13 protein-coding genes are annotated in these 13,408 nt (G+C 65.3%); 5 read left to right on the top strand and 8 right to left on the bottom strand.

Features of this window, described 5'->3' with window-relative positions:
- The first annotated feature begins 92 nt into the window (after nucleotides 1-92).
- Entirely contained in the window at nucleotides 93-719 is a 627-nt protein-coding gene (locus M8J71_RS09165) for a TetR/AcrR family transcriptional regulator (protein WP_256247595.1), read from the top strand.
- A 65-nt stretch (nucleotides 720-784) separates the two neighbouring features.
- Here the strand turns inward: M8J71_RS09165 and M8J71_RS09160 are convergent, their stop codons facing one another.
- From M8J71_RS09160 to M8J71_RS09145, 4 genes are all read right to left on the bottom strand, one after another.
- Nucleotides 785-2,053, bottom strand: coding sequence for an HNH endonuclease (locus M8J71_RS09160; RefSeq protein WP_256247594.1), 1,269 nt, complete (start codon nucleotides 2,051-2,053; stop codon nucleotides 785-787).
- Nucleotides 2,054-2,214: 161 nt separating this feature from the next.
- Complete coding sequence (locus tag M8J71_RS09155; protein WP_305478904.1) at nucleotides 2,215-3,006, bottom strand: ATP-binding protein; 792 nt, start codon at nucleotides 3,004-3,006, stop codon at nucleotides 2,215-2,217.
- Nucleotides 3,003-4,562, bottom strand: a complete 1,560-nt coding sequence (gene istA / locus M8J71_RS09150; RefSeq protein WP_308292952.1) for an IS21 family transposase — start codon at nucleotides 4,560-4,562, stop codon at nucleotides 3,003-3,005. Before istA ends, M8J71_RS09155 begins: the two co-directional genes overlap by 4 nt.
- A gap of 236 nt (nucleotides 4,563-4,798) precedes the next feature.
- Nucleotides 4,799-5,029, bottom strand: a complete 231-nt coding sequence (locus M8J71_RS09145) for a hypothetical protein (RefSeq protein ID WP_256247592.1) — start codon at nucleotides 5,027-5,029, stop codon at nucleotides 4,799-4,801.
- A 168-nt stretch (nucleotides 5,030-5,197) separates the two neighbouring features.
- Between M8J71_RS09145 and M8J71_RS09140 the strand changes: the two genes are divergently transcribed.
- A complete protein-coding gene (locus M8J71_RS09140; protein ID WP_256247591.1) occupies nucleotides 5,198-5,587 on the top strand; it encodes a VOC family protein in 390 nt (129 codons plus the stop codon).
- A gap of 27 nt (nucleotides 5,588-5,614) precedes the next feature.
- Here the strand turns inward: M8J71_RS09140 and M8J71_RS09135 are convergent, their stop codons facing one another.
- Entirely contained in the window at nucleotides 5,615-6,448 is an 834-nt protein-coding gene (locus tag M8J71_RS09135; RefSeq protein ID WP_256247590.1) for an oxidoreductase, read from the bottom strand.
- A gap of 4 nt (nucleotides 6,449-6,452) precedes the next feature.
- Nucleotides 6,453-7,949, bottom strand: coding sequence for an FAD-dependent monooxygenase (locus M8J71_RS09130; RefSeq protein WP_256247589.1), 1,497 nt, complete (start codon nucleotides 7,947-7,949; stop codon nucleotides 6,453-6,455).
- 218 nt (nucleotides 7,950-8,167) lie between these two features.
- On the opposite strand from M8J71_RS09130, the gene M8J71_RS09125 reads away from it, so the two are divergent.
- Nucleotides 8,168-8,425 carry a DUF3072 domain-containing protein gene (locus M8J71_RS09125; RefSeq protein WP_163166995.1) on the top strand — a complete coding sequence of 86 codons (258 nt, stop codon included), beginning with the start codon at nucleotides 8,168-8,170 and terminating at the stop codon, nucleotides 8,423-8,425.
- 30 nt (nucleotides 8,426-8,455) lie between these two features.
- Here M8J71_RS09125 and M8J71_RS09120 read toward each other — a convergent pair whose 3' ends face one another.
- Nucleotides 8,456-8,668 (bottom strand): hypothetical protein, encoded by a 213-nt coding sequence (locus tag M8J71_RS09120; RefSeq protein ID WP_256247588.1) that lies wholly within the window; start codon nucleotides 8,666-8,668, stop codon nucleotides 8,456-8,458.
- Between the two features lie 273 nt (nucleotides 8,669-8,941).
- Between M8J71_RS09120 and M8J71_RS09115 the strand changes: the two genes are divergently transcribed.
- Together M8J71_RS09115 and M8J71_RS09110 are read left to right on the top strand one after the other, a co-directional pair.
- Nucleotides 8,942-10,324, top strand: coding sequence for a glycosyltransferase family 87 protein (locus M8J71_RS09115; protein WP_256247587.1), 1,383 nt, complete (start codon nucleotides 8,942-8,944; stop codon nucleotides 10,322-10,324).
- Between the two features lie 25 nt (nucleotides 10,325-10,349).
- Nucleotides 10,350-11,609, top strand: a complete 1,260-nt coding sequence (locus tag M8J71_RS09110) for a glycosyltransferase 87 family protein (RefSeq protein ID WP_256247586.1) — start codon at nucleotides 10,350-10,352, stop codon at nucleotides 11,607-11,609.
- Nucleotide 11,610: 1 nt separating this feature from the next.
- Here M8J71_RS09110 and mptB read toward each other — a convergent pair whose 3' ends face one another.
- A complete protein-coding gene (mptB, locus tag M8J71_RS09105) occupies nucleotides 11,611-13,233 on the bottom strand; it encodes a polyprenol phosphomannose-dependent alpha 1,6 mannosyltransferase MptB (protein WP_256247585.1) in 1,623 nt (540 codons plus the stop codon).
- Nucleotides 13,234-13,408: the final 175 nt, after the last annotated feature.

The raw sequence follows: 13,408 nt of genomic DNA, 5'->3' as shown, positions 1-13,408 counted from the left end.
CGTGGTTACTCTTCGAGAAATAGTAGCCACGGTGGTTACAATTGGCAATAGCCAGGGAAGAAAAGACCAAGCGAAGAAAAGAGACGATGTCCGTGAGCACCACTGCCGAGCGAGAGATTGGGAAAAAGGCCGTCACACGACGCCGCGGCCCATACGCAACAACTCCTGCCCGCCGGGCCGAGATCGTCAGGGCAGCGTCAGCAAGTTTCGCCGAGCACGGCTACGAACGGGCCTCCCTGAGGGATATCGCTGCCCGGGCGAACGTGACGCACGCGGCCTTGCTCCGCCATTTTGCCACCAAAGATGAACTTCTCCTGGCCGCCCTCGCGCAGCGCGATGCCGACGATTCGGAAACCGCACGCCGCATCATCGAATCAAAGGTCCCCAGGGAACAGGTACTGTCCACCATCCTCAAGGACGAGTTTGCCCATCCGGACCAGCAACGGAACTGGTTGGCTATCACCATCGCCGCAACCAATCCAAGCCACCCTGCGCATGAGTTCTTCATTGCACGCCGCGAGAAGATGCGCGACCACTTCACCAGCACACGGCTCGCCACCGCACAGGACAGCGAGGAACTCAGCGCGGATGACAAAGTCACCATGGTCATGGCAATGATGGACGGCCTCCGGATCCAGTCCCTCCTTGACCCGGGCCGGAAGACACTCCATCTCATGGAGACGCTGATGAAGTTCCTCGCGCCTGACGAGGACGGGTAGCGCGGCCAGCAAGGCGGCCGCCTCGGAACCGGAGCGGCGCAAGTCCGAGGCCTGCATAGTTGTGCCTAAAACGGCGGTGGCTCTGGCTGTTGGAGCGGATACAGGACTTTTCCGAGGTCCGCTGGTTCTGTGGTGTACTTCCTGCCCAGCGGTGAGCGCCACTCAAGGTCCCCGGAGGTTGAAGAGTGTCTGTAGCTCCACGCACCGATGGACTTCAGCGCGTGGTGCCTGCGGCAGAGCATTGCCAGGTTGCCGGGGTCGGTAGTCCCGCCGTCCTGCCACTCGATGGTATGGTGGGGCTCGCAGACACTGGCCCGGCGGGTGCATCCCGGAAACCGGCAGGTCCCGTCGCGGCACTGCAGATACCGGCGCAGCGCCTTCGGCGGACGATATGCCCGGCGCCCCACGCCCAATGCCTGCCCGGTAGTACTGTCCGTGAAGAGCAGGTGCCAAGTAGGTGCCAGGGCCGCCAAATGCCGGGCCGTTGCAGCATCAAGAGGGCCATAACCTTCGAGTTCAGCCGTTCCAAGTTCAGGTTCAGCGGATGCGGCACCGCCGTCGGAATCGGGGGTGCCGCCCATAACCTGTCCGACCGGAATAGTCACGACAATCTCAGGGCGGAACACCCCTGATTCCACCCCGTCTGGGCCACCAAAAAGCTTGTCAGGCCCGCCCAGTTCAGGACCCCCTAAGAGGCGGTAAGCCAACGCCTCGGCGCGAATCTCCGACAGCGTAGGCGGATCCGCAGCAGTGCCGGTTCCAGGTGCAGGGCCGGGAACAGTAGCAGCGCTGTGCCCCGGAATGTCCCTGAGCTCCGCGGCCCGCGCGCTGGCCAGCCGTGCATCACGATCGAGTCCGCCATAGATCGCCATTCCAACCTCCGCGGTGAGGAACGCCGTGAGCGTGCACATGCCGTCCGGCTCGGCCCTGAACCACACGCCGCGCTCACGCCGGGCCGCCTCCTTGCGGGCCGCGAGGCTTTCAGGGTGAAGCTGTTCGCGCAACCGCCGCAGACAGGCGCGCAATTCAGCGGGAGTGCGCCTGCGTCCGCGCCGGGTCCGCGTGCGCCGTAGCGCAATCGATGCAAACCCTTCAGCATTCCCGTCAGGGAGGGAGCGGGCTTGTTCGACAATGATCCGGGCATGCGCGTCGGAAATTTCGCCGGCCTCCAAGGCTTCAAGGACCTCCCAAAAGGACGTGGTCAGCTCCGCCGCATCATTGAGCAAGCGCGCAGCCGTGCCCTCCGAGAGGGCACAGGCAGTCGACACTTCGGTGACAGCAAGCGCATGGGCCTCGTCACCGCCAAACCGTAGCGGCTGGTTCTCCTGCCGCATGGGAGCTTCTTCCTGTCAACAGCAACTTAGAAATGACCGGACGCGGCATGTTGGTCTGCCCGCTGGCGGCAGGTGATTGACCGGGCACGGCAAGTATTTTTGGACAGGGTCAGGCGCCCCGGGCGTGCCGGGTTGGCGGGGCGCCTGACCGGGGTTTTGGGTTAGCTCATGGGGCAGGTTCCTTTCCCGTTTTGGGCTTGCATGAGCCGGACGGACTCGCCGCTGGTTTGGCAGAGGTGGGCGTGGTGGAGGAGCCGGTCCACGGTCGCGGTGGCAATGGTTTTGGGCATGAGCTCATCGAACCCGGACGGGTGGATATTGGAGCTGATCGCCAGAGAGCGCTTCTCGTAGGAGGCCTCGACAACCCGGTAGAAGCCCTCGGCCGCGTCCGCCGACACCGGCAAAAGGCCGATGTCATCGACGCAAATCAAATCCACGCTCGTGGCGCGGGTGATGGCTTTGTTGACGCTGTCATCGATCCGGTGCCGGCGCACGAGAGCGCCGAGGTCCTCCATGCTCAGCCAGGACACGGACATGCCCTGATCGATGGCCTGCTGGCCCAAGGACTCCAGCAGCAGGGTCTTGCCCGTGCCGGAGGGCCCGCAGGCAATCAGGTTCTCCCGCCGCCGCACCCACTCCAGCGTTCGCAGGAACGATGTTGTCGCCGCCGGGAGGGTGGAAAGGGCCTCGTCCCAGACATCGAAGATCTTCCCGGAGGGAAAGCCTGCGCGCTTGCGGCGGGTGGCCAGCATCGAGGCGTTCCGGCCTGTGGCTTCGGCCTCCAGCAGGACGCGCACGACCTCTGTCGGGTCCCAACGCTGGGCTTTCGCGGTCGCCAAGACGTCGGCGACGACGGCGCGGGCGTGCGGCATCCGGGTCGTGCGCATCAACCCGATCACGTTCTCGACCGCCGGGTCCGATAGCGAGCTGGGGGCAAGGGCTGTCGCGCTCATTCGGTGGCTCCTTCAAAGTCTTCATCACTGGTGGTGTCAGGCGCGGTGGTGGCAGGCGCGGCGGTGCCGAAGTTGGCCCAGCCGCTGGTGCCCTGGCTGAGCCATTGGCCTTGGTCGGTGACGGTGCGGGTGCTGGTTGTGTGGTTTTTACCGCCGGCGGTATTGATGATGGAGAGCAGGTCCTCGTGGGTGAAGCGCTGATGCACCGCGGCGGAACCGAGGCCCTTGTCGACCTCGTCGGTGCCCAGGACCTTGGCGAGGGTGACGGCACGATCCATTTTGTGCCGGATCTTCCCGGTCCCGGCCGCGGCGGCTTCCTTGAGCCAGAGCGCTGCGCCGGCGCCGAGGGCCAGGAAATCTTCCTCGGCCTTGTTGGTCGGGCGGATGACCCGTTCCAGGGCCCCGGCTGGGGCCGGCGGGAAATGGGCGTCAATGATCGCCGGAGTGCCTGGGCGGGTGAGTTTGTGCCGTGCAACCTCGACCGGGCCGGTAACCCCGACATGGACGATGACGACCTCGGTCTCGGTCCCGCGCACCCACACCATTTCACCCATCAGGATGTGTGGGACGGAGTACCGGGACTGTTCGAACGTGATCATGGGCATGTTCGGCGGGACCTGGCGGGTCTGGCCGAAACTTGCTGTCACCGGGGTTTCCGGGACCGGGTGCAAGCGGGGGCGTTCGAGAACCCGGAGCATGTCCTTGGGGACCTCCAGCGTGGCCCGGTGCACCCGCGAATTCACCTCCTCCATGAACGCCTCACACGCCGCTTCCAGCTCGGCGAAGGACCCGTACTCGGGCAGCAGGTTCGTCTCTTTGGGGACGAGGTCGGCTTTGGCGATCTTAACCGCGTTCTCCACCCCGCCCTTGGAGGCAGGGTCGGCCGGGATGCACGTCTGCATGGACGTCGAATAATGCCTGGAAAACGCCACAATCTGCGCGTTCCGCACGGGGATCCCGGCGATGTGCTCGATCGTGACGGTCTTCTCGTTATCCGTGAGTACGTAGGTCGTGACCCCGCCGACCAGGCGGAACGACCGGTCCAGGGCGGCGAAGACGCTCGGCATCGTCTTGTCCCGCAAAGCGATCACGATCCGGAACCGGGAGAAGGCCAACCAGGCCACGAACAGCACGGTCTTCACCCCATCAACGACGGGCCCGTCGCCGTAGTCATACTGAAGCCAGAGACCCGGCTCGGGCGTCCAGGGCCGGTGCACGCGCACGTTCCGGGCCCGGTATTTCGCCTTCAATGCAGCCAGCGTAGTCCTGGTCGTGCGCTCACACCCGGTGAAACCCAAAGCCAGGAGCTTCTCATGCACGACATCGCCGCGGATCTTCCCGCGGGACTGCTCCACCCAGGAAATCATCTGCGGCAGGAACGGGTCGGTCATCCGACCGCGCTGCCGGGCCACCGGCGCCTGCGCACCTTCCTGGCGGGCTTTCACATAAGAGCGAACCGTGTTGTGCGAAACGCCGCAGATCTTCGCGGCATCCCGGTACGACCGGGTCAAATCATAAGCAGCTAAAATTTCCATGAACTCTCCTGGAGACTTCACAACGAGCCCCCTCCTTCCCATAACGGGTGAAATACAGACGATCGACATCGCCATTTCACCGCGGAAGGAAGGGGCTCTCCCCGTAACGACACGAGGGGATGGACAAGGGAATCCCCGGCACGCGAGCCCACCAAAGGAGGCCAAATGCTGTTCAAAAATGCTTGCCGCCACGGGTCAAAACCTTGCCGCGAACGGTCACTCAGATTTTCCGACTCCGGTCAGTTTAAAGTTGCCGCTTACACTTCCGCAACAGCTTCCTCAACCCGGGCAAGCGCGCCATGCTTCATGCCCGTAGCCCAGGCGATCAGCCTGTCAGCCGACTGGACCACGCGGATCGCACCATCGGCGGTCAGGAAGGCAGGAGCCGGGAAGCTCAGCGTCCCGGCCAGGAGCGAATCCTCCCGGTCCGTGAACTCGACAGCTGGAACCCACGCCTCGTCGTCAGTGACGAACGGCTGAACCTCCATGCTGCCCCTCCTTCGCGGAACCAATGCCGGCCCCTCCTCTTCCGAACACTTTCAGACTAGGAGTAGGGTCTGACATTTGCGCCCAACCGATCCGCGCAGCATCACCGACAGGGGTGAGATGCGAGGTCACAGCCCGAAGCATGGAGTAACGAAAGGTACTGTGGGCCAATGGAGATGCGCCTTGAGGTTGTGCAGGTACCCGTGTCCGATGTGGACAGGGCAAAGTCCTTTTATACGGAGAAGCTCGGCTTCGTGCTCGACCACGATGTGGAGCACGTTCCCGGAATGAGGGTGGTCCAGCTGACGCCTCCGGGTTCGGCCGCGTCCATCGTTATCGGCACCGGTATGACAGCCATGCAGCCGGGTAGCCTGGAGGGGTTGCAGCTGGTGGTGCCGGACATGGGCGCCACGCGCGACGAACTCCTCCGCCGGGGCGCGGACATCAGCGACGTCCAGGACATGGGTGGCGTGTTGTTTGCCCACTTCGCCGATCCGGATGGCAACCGCTGGGTCCTCCAGGGCGCCACTCCGCCGGAGGTCAGGGATGCGCACCTCTAACGGTTGACGGACCGGGCTCGCAGGCCCTCAGCTGCGCGGCAGCCCGATCGCCCGGCTGATCACAGCGTCGAACTGGCGGTCACCGAGAAGGCTGCGGGCCGTAATCAAGGGCTTGGCGCCGAAGCCCATCGCGTAGCGGGTCTTCGGCTTCGCGGCGGTCACCGCCTTCCCGATCGCGTCCGCCACCACCGACGGCGGCGAGTTCCGGTTCCCGGTCGATTCCGCCCTCAACGTTCGGGCCACCGCCTCCGCCTGCGGCGCGTAAGGTCCGTGCCCGGATGTCGCCTCCAGGTTGTCCGCCGCGATGTCGCCCCACTCGGTGGCGATGCCGCCTGGTTCGATGACCACCACATCTATGCCGAAGGGCTTGACCTCCAGGCGGAGGCAGTCGCTGAGAGCCTCGAGGGCGAACTTCGTCCCGTGATACCAGCCGCCCAGCGGGGTATAGATCTTGCCGCCCATCGAGGTGACGTTCACGATGGTGCCCGAACGCTGCCCGCGCATGTGCGGCAGGACCAGCTGCGCCAGCCGGATCGCGCCGATGACGTTGACCTCGAACTGCCGGCGGCCCTCGCCGATGGGGACGTCCTCCAGCGCGCCATACGAGCCGTAGCCGGCGTTGTTGACCAGGACGTCGATGCGGCCGGTATCGGCAATGATCTGCTCAATGCCCGCGCTCATCGACGCATCGTCGGTCACGTCCATGGCAAGCGGCCGGATGCCGTCGGTCGCCAGTCCCCGCAGCCGGTCCGTGCGCCGGGCCGCCCCGTACACGGTGCAGCCGAGGCCCTGCAGCTTCCGGACAGTGGCCTCCCCGATTCCTGAGGATGCTCCTGTAACAAGTGCCGTCTTGGTGGTCATGCCCCTAACCTAGGGCGGATCCGCACCAGGTGGCCAGAGCTTTCGCAAGCCCCGCGTCCGTTCCCTCGCCCACCCACGCGACGTAGCTGTCCGGGCGGACCAGGACAGCGGCGGGAGCAGGAACCTCGCCGAGGACCGGCAGTTCCCAAGAGCCGGTGTACTGGGCATCAACCACTTTCAGGCTTCCGCGCCGCTGCACGTTGTCGAAGACGCCCGGAGCACCAAGGTTCAGCAGCAGCGGCCGGGCGTCGTGCAGCAGAGCATAGGCGGTTAGCGCGCCGCCCGGGGTAACAAGGTCGACGTCGGGCATCCGCCGCCCGAGCAGCGGGTGCCCCTCACCAAAGTCGTAGCGGACGTCCAGCCCGGACTGCATCCCTGCAAACCGCTTGCGCGGCTCCTCCATGCTGAGGAGCTCGGAAACCACCTCGCCCGCGGCCTTGATCCGGGGATCCGGACGGCGCAGCGCTGTCTGCGCCATGGTGTTTCGCAGCACCCGGGCGGCAACGGGGTGACGCTCGGCGTGGTAGGTGTCCAGGAGGGTTTCCGGGGCGGCCCCTTTGACCACCTGCCCCAGCTTCCAGCCCAGGTTCACCGCGTCCTGCACTCCGATGTTCAAGCCCTGCCCGCCGTCCGGAGCATGGACGTGCGCGGCATCACCAGCCAGCAGGATCCGGCCCGCGCGGTACGCCGCAGCCTGCCGTGTCATGTCCGTGAAGCGGGAAATCCAGGTGGGGCTGTGGGCCCCGTAATCGGTGCCGCAGACGGCAATCAGCGCCGCGCTGAGGTCGCCAAGGGTGGGTTCACTGGCAGGGCCGACGTGCTCTTCGGTCACCATGACGCCTACCGGGCCGCTGTCCGCGTAAACTACCTGGCCGTCCCGGATTTCATACTCCCGCCGGCCAAAGGAATGGATACCGAAGGCATTCTGGTGAATACCGAACTCCGGCTCCCCGGTCATCTCCACCTCTCCGATCAGGGCACTGGTGGTGGGATCCCACCCGGGGAAATCAATACCCGCCGCCTTGCGGACCAGGCTCCGGCCGCCGTCGCACCCCGCAACGTACCCCGCACGCAGCTTCCGGCCGTCCTTGAGGTAAAGGTCGACGCCGTCGACGTCCTGCGCGAGGCCTGTCACCTCTTGCCCGCGGTAGAACGTCACCCCCAGCTCCGCCACCCAGCCTGCCAGGAGGCGCTCGATGTGGTTCTGCCACAGCCCGAGCCCATAGGGGTGGCGGGTGGGAAAGTCGCTGATATCAAGGCGGGTTCCCCCGAACCCCGCCACCTGGGCAACCTGACCCTCCGAAAGGAACCGGCCGGCGATGCCGCGCTGGTCCAGGACTTCGATGGTCCGGGCGTGAAGGCCGCCTGCCCGGGCCCCCGCGAGGTCCTGGGTGGCACGCCGCTCCACAAGGGCCACGTCAACCCCCGCCAGCGCCAACTCCCCTGCCAGCATCAGACCGGTAGGGCCACCGCCAACGATCACCACTGCATGATCACTCACTACGCCTGCCCCTTCTCCCGCTTGTGGCCTCTGCGATTATGCGGCCCAGCCCGGCCCTTGCCGCAAGCCCCACCCCCGGGGATACATTGGAAATGGCAGGAGTGCTTCAGCCTGACCCGCCGATATCCGCGCCACGGCCGGGCAGCCCCCAGGCGCGCGGGCAGGGACTTCAGGAGCTTGCCGGGGCGTGAGGGCACCCGGCGCCTAGAATTTCAGGCATGAGTGATAACAAGGAAACCATCGGCAGCCCCACCCCTGAACCGGATGCAGGCCTGAACCGGGACCCGGAAGACTGGGTGACCGGCGACGAGCCAATGACTGCGGCACAGCGAAGCTACCTGGATACGCTGGCCCGTGAAGCAGGCGAAGAACTCCCGGCGGACCTCAGCAAGGCCGAGGCATCCAAGCACATCGACCGGCTCCAGGGTCGCAGCGGACGGCTCTCCGGAGACGACTCCGGCAACGCCGGAGGGTAGAGCGCCGTCAGGAAAACACTCGCGCCGGGGCTACCAGGCCTGGTGCTCGCGGGTAAGACCGAAGGGGACGGCCTCGCTGAGGGCGACCGTGAACTTGTCCACGCCGTGCCGTGTCACCAGGATGCCGTGCCGCTTTTCAGCGAGCGCGTGGGCCTTGGCGGCCGTGACGGCGGCGTCGAGCTGGCTGTCCATGCTCTCGCGGTCGGCGACGGTCAGGGTCAGTGGGAAGTTGTGAGCGGTCATGTGGGGCAGGCCTTAGTGGTTGGGGTCGGGCAGGCGTCTTCCGCTCCCCCGAACTGCTGACGCCATGAGGCACGTGGTGTGCCCCGTTTATGATGCCTCAGGAAGCCACCACCAGCAACTTGAAAAATCAACTAATTTAGAACCGCAGGTCAGAGGCCCGCACTCCAAGCGGCAGGTACAACAATTACGGGCCGCTCGGCATGGTCACTTAGAGTTGATGGGGAGTGGAAGCTGTTTTTGAACGCCTCCAATGCCCCGGAGAAGCCTCCCGGCATGACCCGTGCACCATTGCGCAACGACCTTGCTGTGCAACGACCTGACAAGGATTCCGCCATTTCCACCGACGCTTTATTCGGCAATCTCACCCGGATCCGCAACCTCCTCATCCCGGCACCGGTTCGGGATCGGCTGAATACCGGGCGGGGACTGCTTGCCGGATTCATCGTGGTGCACCTGGTCTTCCTGGTCTTCGCCGCTTCACTCTCGCTGCGCGGCGAGGCCTTCAGTGACACGTTTATCTACCGCAACTGGGCCATGGCAGGGTTTGACGACGCCAACCTCACCGGCGGTCCCAGCCCCTGGGTCTACCCCATCCTCGCGCTGATCCCCATGGCCATCGCAGGCGTTGCCGGTCCCGGGCCGTTCTTTTTCCTCTGGGTCCTGATGACCGCAGTGCTCAACGGCTGGGCCCTGCTGAAACTCACCAACCGGGGCCGGGACCGCCAGGCCATCCCCGCCGGTTGGTGGTGGCTGGTCTTCACCTTCCTCATGGGCTGGCTCGGCTTCGCCCGCGTGGACGGCCTCACCGCGCCGCTGGTCCTGGTGGCCCTCGCCTACGGCGTGCGCCGGCCGTTCATCGCCTCCGTCCTGCTGGCCATCGGCACTTGGGTGAAGGTCTGGCCGGCCGCTGTCATGCTGGCCCTGTTCGCCGTCGCCAAGAACCGGATCCTGGTGGTGCTTGCCGGAATTGCGACGTCGGCGGTTGTGGTTGCGCTGGCCGCTGCGGCAGGCAGCCTTCCGAAGCTCCTGAACTTCCTCACCCAGCAGGGCGACCGCGGCATGCAGCTCGAGGCCACCTTCACCACGCCGTGGCTCTGGCTTTCCGTCCTGAACATCGGCGATTCCCGCATGTACATGAACACGGACATCAACTCCATGCAGGTGGACGGCCCCGGCACCGCCCTGATGTCCGTGCTGATGCAGCCCCTCCTGATCCTGGCCGCCCTGCTGGTGGCCGGCCTGACGTTCTGGGCGCTGCATAACGGCAACCAGCACAACGGCAAACCCAGCGGCGGGGCAGACCGCACCGAACTGCTCCTGGCCGGCGCACTCACCCTGGCCACCGCGTTCGTGGTCTTCAACAAAGTGGGCTCCCCGCAGTTCATGGTGTGGCTCGCCCCGGCGGTCGCCGTCGGGCTGGCCCACAGCTGGCGGGAATGGCGGGTCCCGGCGGCCATGCTGATCGTCATCGCCGTGGCCACGTACTTCATCTACCCCCTGTTCTACGACGCGCTCAGCCACAACAACCCGTGGATGGCCCTGGTGCTGACCATCCGCAACGTCCTCCTGGTGGTCCTGTTCCTCTGGAGCGTCCGGCGCCTCTACTCGCTGGGCAAAAAGACGCCTGCAGCCGCTCCCGTGCTGAAGGAGTCCTAAGATTTCCACGAAGTTCTTCGACCGGTTGGTCAGCGTCCGCACGAAATTCGTTCCCGCAAAAGTAGTGGACTGGTTCGCGCGTCCGTCCAGCGTGTGGTGGGGTTTCGCCGTCGTCCATCTTTACTTCCTGGGCTGGATGGCGTCCTTCTTCCTGCACGGCGAGACCTTCAGCGACACCGAGCAGTACCGCCAGTGGGCCACGGACGGCTACAACCCGGAGAACCTCGACGGAAAGATCAGCCCGTGGGTGTACCCGGTGCTGGCGCAGATCCCCATCTTCCTCGCGAACATCGCCGGGCCAGGCCTGTACCTCCTGGCCTGGTTCCTGATCATCACGGCCCTCAACGCCGTCGGGGTTGCCTTCCTCACCCGCGGTCCGCGGACGGTGAGCGGCGTGGCCCCGGCATGGTGGTGGCTGTTTTTCACCGTCTTTATGGGCTACCTCAGCTTTGCGAGGGTGGAAGGCATCACCGCACCCATCGTGCTGATTGCCCTCCTGTATGCGGCGCAGCGGCCGGTGGTGGCGGGCATCCTGCTGAGCATTGCCACCTGGATCAAGGTGTGGCCGGCGGCCGTGCTGGCGCCCATCGTTATTGCCAGCCAGAAACGGATCCAGGTGGTCCTTTCCGGGGTGGTGGTGACGGCGGTTGTCGCCCTGGGAACGTGGCTGTCCGGCGGGCTGCCGCACATCATGGACTTCCTCACCAACCAGGGCGAGCGCGGCATGCAGCTCGAGGCAACCTTCTCCACGCCGTGGGTGTGGCTGAGCGTCTTCAACATCGCGGGTTCAAAAATGGCGGACAACACTGCCATCAACTCCACCGAGGTATACGGCCCGGGCGCCAGCACTGCGGCGTTCCTGATGCAGCCGCTCCTGATCCTCGCGGCGGTGGGAGCGGCTGTCCTGCTGGTCCGCGCGATGAACCGCGGTGCCGAACGCGAGGAACTGTTCCTCGAGGGTTCCCTCATGATGGTCACCGCGTTCATCGTGTTCAACAAGGTGGGTTCCCCGCAGTTCATCATCTGGCTGGCGCCAGTGATCATTGCCGGCCTCACCCATGACTGGAACCGCTGGAAGGTCCCGGCTGCCCTGCTGATGGGGATCGCCATGACCACTTTCGTGATCTATCCCCTGTTCTATACACCGCTCATTCATGCCCACCCGGTAATGGCGGCCATCCTCACCACCCGCAATGTGCTTCTGGTGGTGCTGCTCTGGTGGTCGGTGAAGCGGACGGCGGAGCTGGGCCGGAAGTCCCCTGCCGCAGTGCCAGCCGGAGCTTAGCTCAGCGGCTTCCGAGCTGCTGCCGATCGGGCTGTTCAGCGCGGAGGCGGCGCAGTTCACGCCTCGCGGTGATCCAGTTCAAGCCCCGCCTGGCTAGGTCCAGCGGCTTGGCCTCAATCAGCAGTTTTCGTGTATGCACGTCGAGGAATAAAAGGTAGAACGTGAACCCCAGGGCCGTCACGAACGCCAGCGATGAGGCGTCGATGGGCAGCTCAACGAAGGACCACACGGAGAGCTGGTCCTGCGCCCCGAACACCACAAAGAAGGTGACGCCCACGTACAGCGACCGGATCTGCCAGTCGTCCCGGATGCCGGTGACAGCCAGGAACGGCAGGAACCACAGGATGTACCAGGGCTGGATGATGGGTGCCAGCATCACGACGGCGGTGAACGCCAGGGCCATCCGGCGCACCGCCCGGGAGTAGTCCCCGCGGAACATCAACAGCAGGACCAGCGCGATGGCCGCATACTTCATGCCCGTCCGCAGCAGGGTGGCAAAGGTCCCGCCCGGCAGTCCCAGCACATTGGCTAGGAACTCCACCTGCTGGCCCAGGAAGCCCGACGGCGAGTAACCGGTATAGCCGGGAGTGGGATCCATGATGGCCCAGGTCCAGCCCAGTCCCAGGTTGTACGGGATGCCGCTGACGGCCAGGACACCGAAGCTGATGCCCGCCGTCGCGCCCCAGATCAGGAACTTGCGCAGCCACGAGGCAGCGGGGCCCGCCCACATGACCCCAATGAACGGCAGCAGGAGCACAGTAATGGGTTTGATACCGATGGAGGCGGTGACCAGGAGGATACCCAGCACGTAGCGGCGTGTTGCCGCGAAGTAGACGCCGGCGACGGCGAGCCCCACCATGAGTGCGTCGTTGTGGGCGCTGGCGATGAAGCTGATCAGGAACAGGGGGTTGGCCACGGAGATCCACAGTGCACGGGCACCGTTGATACCGTGCAGCTCCGCCAGCTTCGGCACGTAGATGACGCAGAGGAGGACGCCGGCGCCCGCGACAAGGCGGAAGAGCAGCACGGAAACATCGGGCTGGGCTCCGGTCAGCCCGACGACGGCGCGCGCCAGCCAGAGAAAGTATGGTCCGTACGGGGTCCTGTTCTCAGCCCAGGCAGGGTCCGCCCCGAGCGCGAACCAGTTGTTGAGCGTGGAAATGCCCACCTCGTACGGGTTTTGGCCCTCCATCACCAGCCGGCCCTGGCCCGTGTAGGCGTAGACGTCGCGGGAAAAAACCGGTACGCAGAAAAGCAGCGGCAGGGACCAGGCAGAAATGGCGATCACAACGGACCGAAGGGACGATATTCCCCAAGCAGACAGCCGTTGTCCCAGCCGGAGCCACGATCGCATCAGCACCATGGCCCCCACCGTCAGCAGGATGGTGGAAACCGTCACTCCCCAGCCTTCTGTACGGAGCGCGATGACCACAGGCTGGCGGATCATGGGCGAGCCGTTGGCGATCCAGCCGGTGCCGATGGAACCGACGAACATCATGAGGGCGCCGAGGAAGCCCTCAATGATGGCCACGTACGCGCGGCGCTTGGCGGGCTCGGTGACGGCGGTTGCCGGCGAGCCTGGCTGGCTTTCCGACGTCCCGAGGTGTGCACCGCCTGCCGTCATGATTGTTGTCCCCTACTTCGTTACGGCGCTGGTTGCACCAGCGAAAAGGCCGCCCTGCAACCCCGCCATTTTACCAGTCAAGCTTCCCGCTGCTTCCGGATGACGGGCCGCGGGAAGCCACAGTTTGACAACATGCGCACGTGCAGGCTCCCCCGCGGCTCCGCGTAAAGTTGGA

Origin of the sequence: Pseudarthrobacter sp. R1 (genome assembly GCF_024494415.1) — a bacterium.
GTDB lineage: Bacteria > Actinomycetota > Actinomycetes > Actinomycetales > Micrococcaceae > Arthrobacter.
Note: the sequence above shows the minus strand (reverse complement) of the source record. Positions and strands in the feature narration are given on the sequence as shown.